Annotated in this window: 17 protein-coding genes; 11 read left to right on the forward strand and 6 right to left on the reverse strand. The window is 68.9% G+C overall.

Annotated elements, in window-relative coordinates; genetic code table 11:
• Nucleotides 1-22 precede the first annotated feature (22 nt).
• The gene (locus tag VYJ16_RS16445) at nt 23-724 is read left to right on the forward strand and encodes an SDR family NAD(P)-dependent oxidoreductase (protein WP_336351401.1); all 702 of its coding nucleotides are present in this window, start codon (nt 23-25) and stop codon (nt 722-724) included.
• 117 nt (nt 725-841) lie between these two features.
• Here VYJ16_RS16445 and VYJ16_RS16450 read toward each other — a convergent pair whose 3' ends face one another.
• Together VYJ16_RS16450 and VYJ16_RS16455 are read right to left on the reverse strand one after the other, a co-directional pair.
• Nucleotides 842-1132: a DUF378 domain-containing protein gene (locus VYJ16_RS16450; protein ID WP_336351402.1), complete on the reverse strand. Its 291-nt coding sequence runs from the start codon at nt 1130-1132 to the stop codon at nt 842-844.
• Between the two features lie 280 nt (nt 1133-1412).
• Nucleotides 1413-1994 carry an NUDIX hydrolase gene (locus VYJ16_RS16455; protein WP_336351403.1) on the reverse strand — a complete coding sequence of 194 codons (582 nt, stop codon included), beginning with the start codon at nt 1992-1994 and terminating at the stop codon, nt 1413-1415.
• Nucleotides 1995-2073: 79 nt separating this feature from the next.
• Here VYJ16_RS16455 and VYJ16_RS16460 point away from each other — a divergent pair, with 79 nt between their 5' ends.
• The gene (locus VYJ16_RS16460; RefSeq protein ID WP_336351404.1) at nt 2074-2493 is read left to right on the forward strand and encodes an NUDIX domain-containing protein; all 420 of its coding nucleotides are present in this window, start codon (nt 2074-2076) and stop codon (nt 2491-2493) included.
• Nucleotides 2494-2518: 25 nt separating this feature from the next.
• Here VYJ16_RS16460 and VYJ16_RS16465 read toward each other — a convergent pair whose 3' ends face one another.
• Nucleotides 2519-2842 (reverse strand): antibiotic biosynthesis monooxygenase family protein, encoded by a 324-nt coding sequence (locus tag VYJ16_RS16465; RefSeq protein WP_336351405.1) that lies wholly within the window; start codon nt 2840-2842, stop codon nt 2519-2521.
• A 130-nt stretch (nt 2843-2972) separates the two neighbouring features.
• Between VYJ16_RS16465 and VYJ16_RS16470 the strand changes: the two genes are divergently transcribed.
• The gene (locus tag VYJ16_RS16470; protein ID WP_336351406.1) at nt 2973-3740 is read left to right on the forward strand and encodes a helix-turn-helix transcriptional regulator; all 768 of its coding nucleotides are present in this window, start codon (nt 2973-2975) and stop codon (nt 3738-3740) included.
• A gap of 345 nt (nt 3741-4085) precedes the next feature.
• Here VYJ16_RS16470 and VYJ16_RS16475 read toward each other — a convergent pair whose 3' ends face one another.
• Together VYJ16_RS16475 and VYJ16_RS16480 are read right to left on the reverse strand one after the other, a co-directional pair.
• Nucleotides 4086-4325, reverse strand: coding sequence for a DUF6199 family natural product biosynthesis protein (locus VYJ16_RS16475; RefSeq protein ID WP_336351407.1), 240 nt, complete (start codon nt 4323-4325; stop codon nt 4086-4088).
• Nucleotides 4325-5128 (reverse strand): M48 family metallopeptidase, encoded by an 804-nt coding sequence (locus tag VYJ16_RS16480; protein ID WP_379762717.1) that lies wholly within the window; start codon nt 5126-5128, stop codon nt 4325-4327. Before VYJ16_RS16480 ends, VYJ16_RS16475 begins: the two co-directional genes overlap by 1 nt.
• A gap of 222 nt (nt 5129-5350) precedes the next feature.
• On the opposite strand from VYJ16_RS16480, the gene VYJ16_RS16485 reads away from it, so the two are divergent.
• Entirely contained in the window at nt 5351-6706 is a 1356-nt protein-coding gene (locus VYJ16_RS16485) for a hypothetical protein (RefSeq protein ID WP_336351409.1), read from the forward strand.
• Between the two features lie 141 nt (nt 6707-6847).
• Here the strand turns inward: VYJ16_RS16485 and VYJ16_RS16490 are convergent, their stop codons facing one another.
• Complete coding sequence (locus tag VYJ16_RS16490) at nt 6848-7474, reverse strand: DUF7998 family protein (RefSeq protein ID WP_336351410.1); 627 nt, start codon at nt 7472-7474, stop codon at nt 6848-6850.
• Nucleotides 7475-7849: 375 nt separating this feature from the next.
• On the opposite strand from VYJ16_RS16490, the gene VYJ16_RS16495 reads away from it, so the two are divergent.
• The 7 genes from VYJ16_RS16495 to VYJ16_RS16525 are packed head-to-tail and all read left to right on the forward strand — an operon-like array spanning nt 7850 to nt 15878.
• Nucleotides 7850-8440, forward strand: coding sequence for a hypothetical protein (locus VYJ16_RS16495; RefSeq protein ID WP_336351411.1), 591 nt, complete (start codon nt 7850-7852; stop codon nt 8438-8440).
• Entirely contained in the window at nt 8440-9192 is a 753-nt protein-coding gene (locus VYJ16_RS16500; RefSeq protein WP_336351412.1) for a QcrA and Rieske domain-containing protein, read from the forward strand. Before VYJ16_RS16495 ends, VYJ16_RS16500 begins: the two co-directional genes overlap by 1 nt.
• Before the next feature lie 2 nt (nt 9193-9194).
• Entirely contained in the window at nt 9195-10643 is a 1449-nt protein-coding gene (locus VYJ16_RS16505) for a cytochrome b (RefSeq protein WP_336351413.1), read from the forward strand.
• Nucleotides 10636-10833, forward strand: coding sequence for a DUF8120 family protein (locus VYJ16_RS16510; RefSeq protein ID WP_336351414.1), 198 nt, complete (start codon nt 10636-10638; stop codon nt 10831-10833). Before VYJ16_RS16505 ends, VYJ16_RS16510 begins: the two co-directional genes overlap by 8 nt.
• Nucleotides 10830-13994, forward strand: coding sequence for a nitrate reductase subunit alpha (narG, locus tag VYJ16_RS16515; RefSeq protein ID WP_336351415.1), 3165 nt, complete (start codon nt 10830-10832; stop codon nt 13992-13994). Before VYJ16_RS16510 ends, narG begins: the two co-directional genes overlap by 4 nt.
• Nucleotides 13994-15049, forward strand: coding sequence for a nitrate reductase subunit beta (narH, locus tag VYJ16_RS16520; protein WP_336351416.1), 1056 nt, complete (start codon nt 13994-13996; stop codon nt 15047-15049). The genes narG and narH overlap by 1 nt, the downstream gene beginning before the upstream one ends.
• Entirely contained in the window at nt 15039-15878 is an 840-nt protein-coding gene (locus VYJ16_RS16525) for an ethylbenzene dehydrogenase-related protein (protein WP_336351417.1), read from the forward strand. Before narH ends, VYJ16_RS16525 begins: the two co-directional genes overlap by 11 nt.

The raw sequence follows: 15878 nt of genomic DNA on the forward strand, positions 1-15878 counted from the left end.
GCTGGCGGTCCTGCGTGAACGCATGACACGTACTGTCGTCATCGCGGGCGTCGGCCCGGGTCTCGGCGCGTCGCTCGCTCGACGATTCGTCGACGAGGACTGCCAGGTTGCCCTGTTCGCCCGGTCCAGCGACTACGTCGACGTGCTCGCGGACGAACTCGGCGACGCCGCCATCGCCGTCCAGGTCGACGTCACCGACCCCGGAGCAGTCAGCGAGGGGTTCGAGACGGTCCGCGACGCGTTCGGGCCCGTCGACGTCCTCGTGAATCACGCCAGCGGCGGCGCGTGGAAGGGACTCGAGGACATCTCGGTCGACGAGTTCGACGACGCCCTCGCGGTCTCAGCACGCGGCGCGCTGCTGTGTTCACAGGAGGCAGTCGGCGACATGCTCGATGGCGACGGCGGCACCGTCATCTTCACCGGCGCGACGTCGGCCGTCCGCGGCCGCGACGGTGCAGTCGGGTTCAGCGCCGGGAAGTTCGCCGCCCGCGGCATGGCCGAGTCGATGGCGCGCGAACTCGGCCCCGACGGCGTCCACGTCGCCCACGTCGTCATCGACGGCCAGATACGACCGCCGGACGTCGCCGGCCGCGACACCGACGGCGACGCCGACACCTACCTCGACCCCGACAGCATCGCGGCCGAGTACTGGCACCTCGTCGAGCAGGACCGGTCGTCGTGGACGCTCGAACTGGACGTCCGCCCGCACGTCGAGAACTTCTAGCCACGAACCACTAGCCACGAACCGCTGGATGGGCGCGTTCGCTCTACGGACTGATACCGACGAAAAACGGAGTCGGAGTCGAGTTGGAAAAATCCGCGTGAACCGTTCGAGCCCGAATTACTTCGGGGACACGCGCTCGGTCATCTCGTCGGTCATCTCGTCGATGTCGTCCACGCGAACGCCCGAGATGCGGGTGGCGAAGTAGATGCCGTAGATGCCCGCGAGGCCGACGATGGCGTACACGAGGAACTCGAGTTCGGGAATCGACCCGAGCGCGATGTTCACGAGGTTCCAGTTCGCGGCCGAGTCCACGAAGTACCCGATGCCGACGAGCCCCCAGTTGACCGCACCGACGATGACGAGGGCGAGTACGATCCAATCGAGGACGTTCATTTTGAATTGCTTCATGATGGTTCTCACTGCTTCTAGTCGCGCCCTGGGTGGATAAGGTGATATTGCGTAATCGGGGCGCTTACTGGCTGTTTCGGGCTGCTTCGAGCCTTCGGGCTGTCTCCCGAACCACGGCTACGCGAGGAACTCGTTGTAGACCGCGTCGAGCGGGAGTGCGGTAGCGGCGGTGCCGTTTGCGATGCCGTGGAGTGCGCCGTCGACCGACGCCGGCACCTGATCGCTGGTAGCGGCGAGTGACGTCGGTGCGTGGAGACCAATACCGGTCGCGTGACCCTCTTCAGAAGAACGAGTCGGCACGCATCGCGGTCTCCTCCATCAGCGCTGCGGGCGGTTCGGCGAACCACGCGGCGCCGTCGACCTCGCCGGGCTGGACGGTGATGGAGCCACCGACGTAGTCCGCGTCGAAGAACGCGTGCAGCGACACCGTCTCGCGGTCTTCATCTGGATCGGTACTCTGCCACGTCTTCCGGTCGAGCAGCCACAGTCCAGAAATCTCGCACCCGACGCCGGTCTCTTCGAGGGTCTCGCGGCGGGCGGCGCGCTCGAACGACTCGTCGTCCTCGACGCCACCGCCGGGGATGCCCCACTCGTCGTCGCCGCGGGGCAGGACGAGCAGCGCTTGCTCGCGCTCTATCCCGTCGCCGACGTACGATTCGCTCGGGTAGCCCGCCTGTTCCGGCTCCCGGGACACCCACGCGTACGCCCCGCCGACGTAGCCGTCGCGGGCGTTCGCGACGCACTCGTCGAACTTCGCCGCGGGCACCTCCATCGTCGATTCGACGACGTCCACCGCGCCGTACCGCTCCTGGAGCGCACCCGTCCGTTTGTCGACGAACCCCTCGTTGATGCGTTCGCTCATGGAACCAGACCGATACGGCGCTCGGGAAAGACGGTTTCGATGACGTGTCTTTTACGCTCGTCGGCGCGAACGCCGACGCATGAGTCACGACGTGCGCGCACTCACCGCGGACGGCGTCGTATTCGTCGACGACGCGGTCGTCCTGCTCGAACGCAACCACCCGCCAGACGAGGGTTCGTGGGTGCTCCCCGGTGGGTTCGTCGAACCCGAGGAGACCGCCGCGACCGCCGCCGCGCGCGAGGTCGAGGAGGAGACCGGGATGGCGGTCGAACCGACCGCGTTCGTCGGGTTGTTCGACGCACCCGACCGCGACCCGCGACACACCGCGAGCGCAGCCTACGTCTGCGAGCCCGTTGACCCGGACGCGACCCCCGAAGCACGCGAGGAGGCGACGAAAGTGGGGACGTTCGACCCACGGGACCCGCCCGAACTCGGGTTCGACCACGCCGACGTCCTCGCCGCCGCACTCGACGTCCGCGAGGACCGACCGCCTCGCTAGCGCTCGCGTCCGCTGTCGAACCCGCTTACCGGTCGCCGCCGGCGTCGAACCCGACCTCGTGTATCTCCACGTTACCCTCCTGCTCGAACCACTCCTCGGGCGCCGGATTCCGGTGGGCTTCCCGGAACGCCTCGCTCTCCGTCCACGCCTCGAACGCGTCCATCGACTCCCAGTACGTCACCGCCGCGTGCGTCCCCGTGTCGATGTGGCCGTGGTCGACCGGGCGATGGAACTCGAAGCGCACGAACCCGTCCATCGACTCGACCTCGCCCATGCGATTCCGGAAGCGCTCCTCGAACTCCTCGACGTGGTCCTCGTGGACGTGGAACCTGTTGGATACCACTAGCATACACGGCGCTACTCGCGGCGACGGCATAACTCCCGGGTTGGACGACGCTATCGCACTCGCCGCCCCGCGTCGCACCCGCTGCAACACGCCGCAGGACTGATAGGTCTCACTCCGAACGTTTGGAACGACCATGGACGAACGGACAGCGAGGATCGAGGACGTCGAGTTCCTGGCCCGGTCGACCACTCGCATTCGACTGCTCGAGACGCTCCGGGAACGCGGGCCGGCGACCCGCGAGGACCTCCGCGAGGCGCTCTCGGCGTCGCGCACCACGGTCTCGCGGAACCTCGATGCGCTCTGCGACCGCGGCTGGGTGCGCGCGACCGACCGCGAGTACGCGCTGACTCCGGGCACCGACGCTATCGTCGACCGGTTCCTCGACCTCGAGTCGACGGTCGGCATCGCGGACCGCCTCCGGCCGTTCCTCGAGCACGTCGACGACGACGCGTTCGACGTCGACCTCGGACTCCTCGACGAGGCAACCGTCACCGTCACGGAACCGGGCGATCCGCTCGCGATGGTGAACGCGCACGTCGCGGCGATACAACGCAGCACCGACGTCCTCGCCGCGGTCCCGTTCCTCGGCCTGCACGCGACCGAGGCCGTCCACGAGTCCGTCGTCGACGGCGACGCGACCGTCGAACTCGTCGCCGGCCCACGGGTCGTCGAGACCCTCCTCGAAGCCCCCGGGTACGCCGCACTTGCGGCGGATCTCCAGGCAGCGGACGGGTTCACGCTGTCACGGGCGCCGGCCGACGTCCCGTTCTACGTCGGCGTCCTCGACGACGTGGTGCAGGTCGGCGTCGACGAGGACGGCGAACCACGGGCGCTCATCGAGTCGACCACGCCCGCGGTCCGCGACTGGGCGCGAGCGAAGATAGACTCGTTCCGCGAGTAACCAGACGCCGAGCCGACCGACCAAGTGCCGCTGCGTCGGCGCTCCCCCGAACCCCGACGCGGCGCTTCAAGCCCGTTCAATCGACACTCCCCCCTCGTCGGGCCGGGTCCCCGTTCGTGGCCCGCACCCCGACGAAGGAACCGACGGCGTTTCAGTGCACCCCGTGCACAGCGTGCAACCCCTGCACGCGCCAGCGGGGGACGGCACGCTCGCCGAGCGGGGGACGGCACGCTCGCCGAGCGGGGGACGGCACGCTCGCCGAGCGGGGGACGGCACGCTCGCCGACCGTGAGACGCGGGCCTCGCCGACCGAGAAAGGCCTCCCCGAAGACGGGGTGGTGGGTCGTCAGAGGAACAGCGACGCGAAGTAGAGGCCGGCGAGGACGAACCCGACGCCGGCGACGCGGATAAGGGTCTCCCAGACGCTGCCCTCGCTCGGGGCGTCGCCGCTCGGCCCAGGCTGGCGGTCCGGGCGCGTCCCCGCCGTCTGCACCGCGAGGACGATCCCTGGCTTCGCGATCATGAACGCGCCGAACCCGACGCCGAGGACCGCCGACAGCGCCTCCGTGAGACCCGGTTCGACCATCAGTTACGGAGCCGCTCGATGCGCTTCTCCATCGGCGGGTGCGTCGACACGAGCTTCGAGAGGAACCCGCCGCCCGTGCCGAAGATACAGAGCGCGGAGACGTCCTCGTCGATCTTCGACTCGCGGCCTTCCGCGCCGCGACTGATCTTCGAGAGCGCTCGCGCGAGCGGGTCGCCGCTCCCGATGACGCGGCGGGCGTCCGCGTCGGCGACGTACTCGCGGTACCGCGAGATGGCGAGCACGAACAGCATCACGATGAACTGCACGACGTTCCCGACGATGATGGCGAGGAAGAAGTCCGCGAGGTCGTTGTCGCCCGCGAGCAGCACGACGAACTGCGCGACGAGCCCGACGATGCTCGCGATGCCCTGCCCGAGCACCATCATGACGACGTCGCGGTTCGCGATGTGCGCGAGCTCGTGCGCGAGCACGCCCTCGACCTCGTCGTCCTCCAGGAGGTGGAGGAGTTCGCGGGAGACGACGACGGTCCCCGCGCCCTTGCGGCCGACCGCGAACGCGTTCGGGACGCCCATGTCCGCGACCATCAGCCGCGGCTTGTCGATGCCCATGTCGCGACTCATCGATTCGACCTGCTGGTGGATGCGTGCGTACTCGCCACTCTCGGGCATGTCCTCAGCGCCGACGCTCCGGAGCGCCGCCCACTTCCCGACCTTGTACTGGAACCCGATGAGGACCACCGAGCCGACGAGCACGAGCGGTATCGCGCCCTGTCCGAACATCGCGTAGACGACTGCACCGGCGGCGGCGTAGAACGCGAACAGGAGCGTTCCGACGACCGCCATCCGTACCTTCAGGCCTGTGTGTCGCATGTGGTGCGCCGCTAGCCCGTCGCCGCTTATCAATTACGTGGTTAAACCCATGGGTCGATTTCGAACCTGAACCGCAGGCAGGTAGCGGTTGCGGCGATTGGCGTCCACGACGACCGGGGCTCGTGGTGGAATCGCCGGCTGCGGCCGAACGCGTTCGGGAGTACCGGGAGGGTCGTCGCGAGCGTACCGTGGTACATGAGCGCGATACTCGGGTCCGTGGACGCGACGCGTGGGCCGCCGACCGCCGTACCGCTCCGGCACGTGGTCGTCGCGCTCGCGTTCCTCGTCGCCGGCGTGCTCGTCGGCGCCGCGGACGCGGCCGGTGCGGTTCCGGGCGTAGCGCACCTCGCGCACGTCCACCTCCTGTTCGTCGGCTGGATCGCGATAACCATCCTCGGTGCGATGACGCAGTTCGTCCCCGTGTGGGCGGGCACGACGCTGTACTCGCGACGCCTCGCGAACCTCCAACTCGTCCTCGTCGGGGGTGGCGTGGCGACGTTCGCGGTGGCGTTCGCGACGACCTCGTGGTGGCTCCTACTCGCCGGCGCGCTCGCGATGTGGCTGGGGTTCCTCGCGTTCGCGTACAACCTCGCGCGGACGCTCCTGACCGTCGACGACCCGGGGACGACCGAGGGCCACTTCGCGGTCGCACTCGTGGCGTTCGTCCTCCTCTCGACGCTCGGCGTCCTCATGGCCGGGAACTACGCGACCGGCGTCCTCGCCGCGCTCGGCGTCGACCAAGCCGCCGCTCGCGGCGCGCACGTCGCCCTCGCGGTGTTCGGTGCGATTCTCACGACGGTCTACGGCGCGCTCTACCAGCTCGCGCCGATGTTCACGCAGTCCGACCTCGACGCGCTCGACCACCGCTGCCGCCGCGTCGAGTCGGTCGCACATCCCGTGGGCGTGCTCGCGCTCGCCGCCGGTCGATTCGCGGACGCCGTCGTCGTCGCCCGAATCGGCGGTGTCCTCGTCGTCCTCGGCGCGTTCACGTTCGCCGTCGTCTTCGCGCGTCGGCTCTGGCACGCTCGCGTCGAGCCCGGTGCCCTCCAGCGCCGGTACGCCGTCGCCGCGCTCGCGCTCGCAGCCTGGGCCGCCGCCAGCGCCCCGGCGTGGCTCTCGGACCCGACGGCGCCCGACGCGCTCCTCGGCGCACCCGACGTCGGCCCGCTCCTGCTCGTCGCAGCAGTCGGGTTCGTCGTCGCCGGCACGAGCTATCACGTCGTCCCGTTCCTCGTCTGGGTCGAACGCTACAGCGACCGCCTCGGGTACGAGCCCGTGCCGAGCATCGACGACCTCTACGACGCGCGGGTCGCGCGCAGCGAACTCGCGCTCGTCGTCGTCGCACTCCTCGGCGCGCTCGCCGCCAGCGTCCTCACAGTCCCCGACGCGCTCGTCGCACTCGCCGGAACGCTCGCCGCCGTCGGCGTGCTCGCGTTCGCCGGCAACCTCGTCGGCGTCGTCCACCACCACGCCGCCCGCGGCGTCCACGCCGTCGTCCTCGGTGCGCTCGCGCCACGACGAACCCGCGGCGAGGTCGATACCGACCGCTAGAACGGCAACCCGAACCTGCCTAGCGTTAGACCGCCGCCTCGAACCTGCCTAGCGTTAGAACGCCGCCTCGAACCTGCCTAGCGTTAGAACGGCGACTCGAACCTGCCTAGCGTTAGAACGGCGACTCGAACCTGCCTAGCGTTAGAACGGCGACTCGAACCCGCCTGCAGGCGACGACTCGCCGTCGCGTCCGCCGTCCGCACTCGCCGTCGACGGTGCGTTCGCGTCGACGCTCCGGGGGTCTAACTCGGCGAGCGCGGCGTTGATGCGCGCGCTCTCCTGGTGCATGCCGTCGACGCGAACGACGACCACGTCGAACTCGTGGCGCTCACCGAGGCCGTTCCACGCCCGGAACGCGCCGGTCGCGAGCTGTTCGCTCTGCGGACAGAACTCGGTCGTCGGCGTGAACTCCGCGCGGAGGACTCGCGTCGGCGCCGCGTCGTCGCCCTTCACGGTGGCGTCGTCCGCGGACTCGTCGCCGTCGTCCGCGGTGCCATCGGCGCGACGGACCTCGGTCCCGTACCGGAACCCGGCGTCGGGATGCCGGCGGTCGCGGTTCAGTCGCGCGAGGTTGTACCCGAACGTCACGTCGTAGACGCCGCGCTCCTCGAAGAGCTCGGCTGCCAGCCGATGCACGGCCAGGTGCTCGTCGCCGACGAGGACGTCGACGTCGCCGAGGAACGACCCCGGGTCGGGGAGGTGCGCCGGTTCGAAGACGTCCGCGCGGTCGAACGTGTCGTCGTCGCGCTCGCGGCCGATACCGAACATACTTCCATGTCGTGTGCCGTCGAGCACGGGCGTTCCGCCGAAGATGTTCGCCGAGAGACCGACGGGGTCTCGCTCCCGACGTCTACCCGTAGGTGGTCGAGAAACCCGCGGACGGCACAGTCGTTCGAGCACCCGACGAGCGCACGACCACGCGTGAGCGCTTATAAAACACCGCGATAGTGCGGTCCCATCTCCAACACCCGACGGCAGCGAGTGTACGAACGCACGCAGGACGTCGCGCCACCCGGCCCTCACGCGTCACGACCGGACACGAGTCCGGTGTGAGGGCGTCCGAGGGCGGCGCGACGAGGACCACCACGTCGCACTGACGTGGTCGCGGACCGCTCGCCAACCACCAATGACACACTCAGACCTATGGACAGACGAACGCTCGTAATCGTCCTCGTGGTGCTCGCCGTGCTCGCGCCGACGTGGTACGTCGCGGCGCACGGCGAACCGCCGAGCGAGGAGATACGCATCGACCACAGCGTGAACGAGATACGGCCCCTCGAGGGGTTCGTCGACACCCCGAACAAGCTCTCGCCGAGCCAGGTCGGCGTCATCGTGTGGGTGGCGCTGCTCGCGCTCGTCGCCCTCCTGGCGTTCTTCCACCGCTTCATGAACGACGCCGCGCGGCCAGATGCCACCGAGCCCGCGACGACCGACGTCGCCGCCGCCGACGGCGGCACCGAGACGACGTTCCCGTGGCTCGCCACGCGCGACCGCTGGGTCGTCGAGTACCACGCGCCGAGCGACGCCATCGAAGGCCTCGTCGCGATGGGCGGCCTGACGGTGCTCGCGATCACGTTCGCGGCGCTGTTCACCGCCGAGTACCTCACGCTCGCCCGCACCCAGTTCTTCGGCATCTACGTCTTCGGGATGTTCATGAGCCTCACCGGGCTCACGGTGTCGTACTACGCCTGGTTCATGCCGCACGTCGAGGTCGCAGAACGGAGGGATCACTGATGACTGAAGACAACCACGCGGACGCGCCGGAACCGACTCGCGAACACCTCCTCGACCAATCGTACCCCCGCCCGGATGGCGAGGACGCCGACGGTAGCGCGTTCGCGTCGAGCGAAGGCGGCGACTGCGACGCGTGCCCGCACGGCGACGGTTCGAGTATTCAGCCGAGCATCTACCAGCGATTCTGGCAGGACGCTCGCGCCGAACTTCGCCGCCGGGACTACGCGAAGGTCCTCGCGACCGTCGGCGGGTTCACCGCGCTCGGCAGCCTCGTCGCGCCCGTCTCGGGGCTGACGCAGGTGTTCGACCGCAAGTACGAGGGCCCCGTGTACTCCGACGGCATCGCGCTCGTCGACGCGGACGGGAACCGCATCGAGGAGGGCCGGCTGAAGCCCGGCGAGCAACTGACGGTGTTCCCCGAAGCTCGGCCGGGCATCGAGGACGCGCCCACCATCCTCGTGCGGTTCGAGGAGGACGTCTACGGCGGTGACGTCAAGGGCGAGTACACGGTCGGCGGGTACGCCGCGTTCTCGAAGGTGTGCACGCACGCCGGCTGCATGGTCGCGGACCGCGACGGCGACGTCCTCGTCTGCCCGTGTCACTCCGGGCGGTTCGACCCGACCACGGGCGCGAGCGTCGTCGGCGGCCCGCCGCCCCGCGGCCTCCCGCAACTCCCCATCACGGTGTCGAGCGACGGCTACCTGGTCGCCACCGGCGACTTCGACGCGCCAGTCGGCGCGGGAGGTGGGTAGCGATGTCGCGACTCGAAGCCGCCTACGAGTGGGCGGACTCCCGGCTCGACCTCGACGACGCCAGCGACTACCTCGGGAAGGCGTTCCCCGCCGAGGACTCGTTCCTCCTCGGCGAGGTCGCGCTGTTCTGCTTCCTCGTCCTCGTCTCCACCGGCGTCTTCCTCGGGTTCTTCTTCGAGCCGAGCACGACCGCCGTCGAGTACGAGGGCAGCGTCGCGCAGTACCAGGGCGAGGAGCTCCCAGCGGCGTTCAAGAGCGTCCTGAACATCACGTACGACGTCCCGTTCGGGATGCTCATCCGGCGGATGCATCACTGGGCGGCGCACCTGTTCGTCGCCTCCATGGCGCTGCACATGCTGCGCGTGTTCTTCACGGGCGCGTACCGGAACCCCCGCGAGCCGAACTGGCTCGTCGGGACCGGACTGGCCGGAATGTCGATGTTCGCGGCGTACACGGGGTACGCGCTCCCGTTCGACGAGTTCGCGAGCACCGCGGTCGGCATCGGCTTCAACGTCGCGAAGTCCATCCCGCTCGTCGGCGACCCGCTCGCGCAGATCGTCTTCGGCGGGTCGTTCCCGTCGAGCGCGACCATCCCGCGGTTGTTCTTCCTGCACGTGCTCGTCATCCCGGTCGTCATCGCGGGCCTCATCGGCGTCCACATGCTCATCCTCCTGAAACAGAAGCACACGGAGGCCCAGCGCGACGAGGACGTCGTCGGGCCCGAACCGGCCGCCGCGAGCGACGGGGCGACCGGCGGCGACGCCACCGCCAGCGACGGCGGGACCGCGACCAGGGTCGACCGCGACGACGACACCGTCGTCGTGGGGCTGCCGGCGTTCCCGAACCAGACGGCGGTGAGCGCGGTCGTGTTCTTCCTGACGATGGCCACCCTCTCGCTGCTCGCGGGATTCCTCCCGGTGCACAACATCGCGGAGTACGGCCCGCAGGATCCGGCGTCGACGCCGAGCCTCATCATGCCGGACTGGTTCCTCATGTGGGGGTACGGGTTCCTGAAGCTCACGCCGTCGTGGCTGAGCTTCGACGTCCTCGGCGTCCACGTCAGCTCGGAGTTCGTCGGCGGCCTCGCGCTCCCGGGGCTCGTGTTCGCGGCGGTCGCGGTCTGGCCGTTCGTCGACCGCGAACCCGAACCCGTGCACTTCACCGCGAACCCCCTGGAGCGCCCGTTCCCGACCGCGGTCGGTATCGCGGGCGTGACGTTCGTGATGGTGGCCTCGATCGCCGGGATGGACGTCATCCTCGCCGAGATACTCCACACGTCGACCGCCGCACTGAAACCGTACCTCATCGCGGCGCTCGTCCTCGTCCCCGCGACCGCCGGAACGGTCGTCTACGCGACCCTCGGCGGGTTCCGGGACGACGAAAGCGACGAAGGAGATGACGGAGGGACCGACGCAGACGCGGCCGAGGACGCGGAGGTGGACGATGACTGACGCGACCGCCGACCGCACCGTCGCGCTCTCGGCGCGCCGGTACCGCTGGCTCGACCGCATCACGAAGCTCGCGGGCGTCGCGCTCGTCGCGCTCGGCCTGGAGACCGGCGGCAGCACGCTCGCAGGTATCGCGTACGCGACGCTCGGCGTCGCGCTCGGACTAGCGACCGTACTCGTCAACGAACAATGACCGACCACGAACACAGCGACGACCAGCGCAACGAAAGCGAGAACGACCGACCCAGCGACGACCAGCGTAACGAAAGCGAGAACGACCGACCCAGCGACGACCACCGCACCGGCGACGCAACCAGCACGGATGGCGGCGTGCGCGACACGACCGACGACGCGGTGCCCGACGACGCGGCGAGCGACGGCCTCGGCCTCGTCCGACGCGACTTCCTGAAGGGCCTCGGCGTCGCGTCTGTGGTCGGTGCGTCCGGCCTCGGGGTCGCGGACGACCTCGCGGAGATGACCGGACTGGAGGTCGTCGACGACCCCATCGGGTCGTATCCGTATCGGGACTGGGAGGACCTCTACCGCGAGGAGTGGGACTGGGATTCGAAAGCCCGGTCGACGCACTCCGTGAACTGCACGGGGAGCTGCTCGTGGCAGGTCTACACCAGGAACGGCCAGGTGTGGCGCGAAGAGCAGGCTGGCGACTACCCGCGGTTCGACGAGAGCCTCCCGGACCCGAACCCGCGGGGCTGCCAGAAGGGCGCGTGCTTCTCGGACTACGTGAACGCAGACCAGCGCGTCACGCACCCGCTCCGGCGCGTCGGCGAGCGCGGCGAAGGGAAGTGGAAGCGGGTGTCGTGGGACGAGGCGCTCACGGAGATAGCGGAGGAGGTCGTCGACACCGTCCAGGACGAGGAGTACGACGCAATCAGCGGGTTCACGCCCATCCCCGCGATGAGTCCCGTGAGCTTCGCGTCCGGGAGTCGACTCGTGAACCTCCTCGGTGGCGTCAGTCACTCGTTCTACGACTGGTACAGCGACCTCCCGCCGGGCCAACCCATCACGTGGGGGACCCAGACCGACAACGCCGAGAGCGCGGACTGGTACAACGCCGACTACATCATCGCGTGGGGGTCGAACGTGAACGTCACGCGCATCCCGGACGCGAAGTACTTCCTCGAAGCCGGGTACGACGGCGCGAAGCGCGTCGGCATCTTCACGGACTACAGTCAGACCGCCATCCACTGCGACGAGTGGATCGGGCCCGAGCCCGGCACCGACACCGCGCTCGCGATGGGGATGGCCAGGACCATCGTCGACGAGGACCTCTACGATGAACCGCACCTGAAGGAGCAGACCGACATGCCCCTCCTCGTGCGCGAGGACACCGGGAAGTTCCTGCGCGCGAGCGAGGTCGCGGGCCTGGAGGTGGACGCGGACCGCCCCGACCAGGTGTTCGTCATGCAGGACGCCGACGGCGACCTCCGCACCGCGCCCGGAAGTCTCGGCGAACGCGACGGCAAGAAGGACCCGGACGCGAGCATCGAACTCGACTTCGACCCGCAGCTATCGGTCGAGCGCGACGTCGACACCGCCGACGGCGGGACGGTGTCGACCCGGACCGTCTGGCTGAACCTCCAGGACGAACTCGCGAACTACGACCCCGACACCGTCAACGAGATCACGGGCGTCGGTCGCGAGACCCACCAGGAGATCGCCCGCGAGTTCGCCGAGGTCGACCGCGCGAAGATCATCCACGGGAAGGGCGTGAACGACTGGTACCACAACGACCTCGGGAACCGCGCCATCCAGCTCCTCGTCACGCTCACCGGGAATCTCGGCCGGCAGGGCACCGGGCTCGACCACTACGTCGGCCAGGAGAAGATCTGGACGTTCCACGGCTGGAAGACGCTCTCGTTCCCGACCGGGAGCGTCCGCGGCGTCCCGACGACGCTATGGACGTACTATCACGCCGGCATCCTCGAGAACACCGACCCGGAGACCGCGGCGAAGATAGAGGAGGCCATCGAGAAGGACTGGATGCCGCTCTACCCGAGCGAGCGCGAGGACGGGTCGCGGCCCGACCCGCGAATCATGTTCTGCTGGCGCGGGAACTACTTCAACCAGGCGAAGGGGAACGTCGCCGTCGAGGAGGAACTCTGGCCGAAACTCGACCTCGTCGTCGACGTCAACTTCCGGATGGACTCCACCGCGCTCAACAGCGACATCGTGCTCCCGGCGGCGAGTCACTACGAGAAGCACGACCTGAGCGTGACGGACATGCACACCTACGTCCATCCGTTCACGCCCGCGGTCGAACCGCTCGGCGAGTCGAAGACGGACTGGCAGATCTTCCGCGAGCTCGCCGCGAAGATACAGGCGGTCGCCGAGGAACGCGGCGTCGACCCGGTCGACGACCGGAAGTTCGACCGCGAGATCGACCTGCAGTCGGTCCACGACGACTACGTTCGCGACTGGCTCGACGAGGAACCCGGCGCGCTCGCCGAGGACAAGGCCGCTGCCGAGTTCATCCTCGAACACAGCGAGGAGAGCAATCCCGAGGGCAGCGACGAGCAGTTGACGTTCGACGACGTCGAGGAGCAGCCCCGGCGGCTCCTGACCGCGGGCGACCACTGGACGAGCGACATCGAGGACGGCGAGGCGTACACGCCCTGGCAGGACTACGTGCAGGACAAGGAGCCGTGGCCGACGTTCACGGGCCGCCAGCAGTACTACATCGACCACGACTGGTTCCTGGAACTCGGCGAGGCGCTCCCGACGCACAAGGACGCCCCGGTATTGCAGGAGAAGTCCGAGTACCCGCTCGGGTACAACACGCCCCACAGCCGCTGGTCGATCCACTCGACGTGGCGGGACAACTCGAAGATGCTGCGCCTCCAGCGCGGCGAACCCACCGTGTACCTGAACCCGGAGGACGCCGAGGAGCGCGGCATCGAGGACGGCGACACCGTCCGCGTCTACAACGACCTCGACAGCGTCGAGGTGCAGGCGAAGATCTACCCGAGCGGCGAACGCGGCACCGCGCGGCACTACTTCAGCTGGGAGCGCTTCCAGTACCCGGACAGGAAGAACTTCAACTCGCTCGTCCCGATGTACATGAAGCCCACCCAACTGGTGCAGTACCCGGAGGACACGGGCGAGCACCTGTACTTCTTCCCGAACTACTGGGGGCCGACCGGCGTGAACAGCGACGTCCGCGTCGAGGTCGAGAAGGTCGCGAGCGGGTCGAACACCAGGAGCGCGGCGGACGTCGTGAACAAGGACGCGTCGTCGCTCGGCGAGGACGCGCTCGCGGACCGCTCGCTCGACGACGAGTCGGACGCCGACGGGCCACTTGCGGAGGTCCGGAAACTCCTCGGAGGTGACGATTGATGAGCAAATCCGACGATTCGACCGTCGACGTCGCGGAGGGCATCGACCATCAGGTCGCGATGGTGATGGACCTGAACAAGTGCATCGGCTGCCAGACGTGCACGATCGCGTGCAAGACGAACTGGACGGAGTCCGGCGGCCGCGAGTACATGTACTGGAACAACGTCGAGACCAAGCCCGGCTCCGGATACCCCCGCGACTGGGAGGACATGGGCGGCGGCTGGCAGGAAGACGGCAAGAAGCGGTCGCCCGGCGACCTCCCGGAGCGCGAGGACTACGGTCGCGCGTGGGACTTCAACCACGAGGCAATCATGTACGAGGGCAGCGACGAGCCCCTGCGGCCGATGGAGAACGCGGACTGGGGGCCGAACTGGGACGAGGACGAGGGCGCCGGCGAGTACCCGAACTCGTACTACTTCTACCTCCCGCGCATCTGCAATCACTGCACGCACCCGAGTTGCGTCGAAGCGTGTCCGCGCTCGGCGATATACAAGCGCGAGGAGGACGGCATCGTCCTCGTCGACCAGGACCGCTGTCGCGGCTACCGGTACTGCGTCGAGGGCTGCCCGTACAAGAAGGTGTTCTACAACGCCGAGCAGAAGACGAGCGAGAAGTGCATCTTCTGTTATCCGCGCATCGAGGGCGAGGGGCCCGACGGCGAGGTGAAGCCGCCGAGCTGTGCGGCTGACTGTCCGCCCCAGCTCCGGCACGTCGGCTTCCTCGACGACGAGGACGGCCCCATCCACAAGCTCGTGAACGAGTACGAGGTCGCGGTGCGCCTGCACCCCGAGTACCGCACCGAGCCGAACGTGTACTACATCCCGCCGTTCGCGCCCCCGCAGACGTCAGAGAGCGGGGAGACGCTCGACGCCGAGCGCATCCCGCGGAACTACCTCGAGGAGCTGTTCGGGCCGAAGGTCAACGAGGCGCTGAACACCATCAACCGCGAGCGCGACCGCGTCCGCCGCGGCGAGGAGTCGGAACTCATGGACATCCTCTCGACCGTGAACAACGACGACCAGTACCGCCTGGAGGTGTTCGACGATGAGGACTGACGCGCTCCCCGGCGCGCCGAGCGAGCGCACGCTCGCCGCCGTCCTCGCGCTCGTGCTCGTCGGATCGGCGGCGCTCGCGCCGATGCTCGTCGACGCACGGCCGGCGTACGAGGTCCCCGTCACCTACCAGACCGAGGCGGGCGACCTCCAGGAGCCGACGGGCGACGCGTGGGGCGAGGTCCCGGCGGCGTCGATACCGCTGAGCAGCGCGGGCGCTGGGGTCCCGCAGGCGAGCAACGTGACCGTCGAGCAGGCGAAGTTCTCGGTCGCACGCACCGACGACCGGCTCTACGTCCGGGTGTCGTGGCGGGACGCGACCGCGGACGGCGACACCGACGCTGTCCGCGAGTTCGCGGACGCCGTCGCCGTCCAGGTACCCGTGAACCACAGTTCGCGGCCGCCGCTCGCGATGGGCTCTTCGAGCAACCCGGTGAACGTCTGGTACTGGACGGCCACGGGCGACACCGAGGAGTTGCTCGCGGGCGGCCCCGGGTCGACGACCGAGTTCGAGCAGTCGAGCGTGCGGGCGAACGCGACCCACGCGGACGGCCGCTGGCACGTCGTGTTCTCGCGGCCGCTCGCGGCCGACCAGACGAACGCGACGACCATCCCGACGGACCGCGACGTCGACGTCGCGCTCGCGGTCTGGAACGGCTCGAACATGGAACGCTCCGGCCAGAAGTCCACGAGCGAGTGGTACTACCTCGCGCTCGGTCCGGACACCGGCGGGCCGCCGTACGAGGCCATCCTCTGGTCTGTCGCGGGGGTCGCTATCGTGTTCACGACGCTCGTGACGGTCGAGGGCGTCCGGCGAACGCGAGGTGACTGA

This window comes from Halorubellus litoreus (genome assembly GCF_037081675.1).
Classification (GTDB): domain Archaea; phylum Halobacteriota; class Halobacteria; order Halobacteriales; family Natrialbaceae; genus Halorubellus; species Halorubellus litoreus.

Excerpts from the sequence above, each read along its gene's own strand:
- VYJ16_RS16465 (WP_336351405.1), bottom strand. The coding sequence starts at position 2,842 with ATGCTAGTGGTATCCAACAGGTTCCACGTCCACGAGGACCACGTCGAG.
- narG (WP_336351415.1), top strand. The coding sequence starts at position 10,830 with ATGACCGACCACGAACACAGCGACGACCAGCGCAACGAAAGCGAGAAC.
- VYJ16_RS16470 (WP_336351406.1), top strand. The coding sequence starts at position 2,973 with ATGGACGAACGGACAGCGAGGATCGAGGACGTCGAGTTCCTGGCCCGG.
- VYJ16_RS16480 (WP_379762717.1), bottom strand. The coding sequence starts at position 5,128 with ATGGCGGTCGTCGGAACGCTCCTGTTCGCGTTCTACGCCGCCGCCGGT.
- VYJ16_RS16490 (WP_336351410.1), bottom strand. The coding sequence starts at position 7,474 with ATGTTCGGTATCGGCCGCGAGCGCGACGACGACACGTTCGACCGCGCG.
- VYJ16_RS16525 (WP_336351417.1), top strand. The coding sequence starts at position 15,039 with ATGAGGACTGACGCGCTCCCCGGCGCGCCGAGCGAGCGCACGCTCGCC.
- VYJ16_RS16455 (WP_336351403.1), bottom strand. The coding sequence starts at position 1,994 with ATGAGCGAACGCATCAACGAGGGGTTCGTCGACAAACGGACGGGTGCG.
- VYJ16_RS16500 (WP_336351412.1), top strand. The coding sequence starts at position 8,440 with ATGACTGAAGACAACCACGCGGACGCGCCGGAACCGACTCGCGAACAC.
- VYJ16_RS16495 (WP_336351411.1), top strand. The coding sequence starts at position 7,850 with ATGGACAGACGAACGCTCGTAATCGTCCTCGTGGTGCTCGCCGTGCTC.
- narH (WP_336351416.1), top strand. The coding sequence starts at position 13,994 with ATGAGCAAATCCGACGATTCGACCGTCGACGTCGCGGAGGGCATCGAC.
- VYJ16_RS16505 (WP_336351413.1), top strand. The coding sequence starts at position 9,195 with ATGTCGCGACTCGAAGCCGCCTACGAGTGGGCGGACTCCCGGCTCGAC.
- VYJ16_RS16445 (WP_336351401.1), top strand. The coding sequence starts at position 23 with ATGACACGTACTGTCGTCATCGCGGGCGTCGGCCCGGGTCTCGGCGCG.
- VYJ16_RS16475 (WP_336351407.1), bottom strand. The coding sequence starts at position 4,325 with ATGGTCGAACCGGGTCTCACGGAGGCGCTGTCGGCGGTCCTCGGCGTC.
- VYJ16_RS16450 (WP_336351402.1), bottom strand. The coding sequence starts at position 1,132 with ATGAAGCAATTCAAAATGAACGTCCTCGATTGGATCGTACTCGCCCTC.
- VYJ16_RS16460 (WP_336351404.1), top strand. The coding sequence starts at position 2,074 with ATGAGTCACGACGTGCGCGCACTCACCGCGGACGGCGTCGTATTCGTC.
- VYJ16_RS16510 (WP_336351414.1), top strand. The coding sequence starts at position 10,636 with ATGACTGACGCGACCGCCGACCGCACCGTCGCGCTCTCGGCGCGCCGG.
- VYJ16_RS16485 (WP_336351409.1), top strand. The coding sequence starts at position 5,351 with ATGAGCGCGATACTCGGGTCCGTGGACGCGACGCGTGGGCCGCCGACC.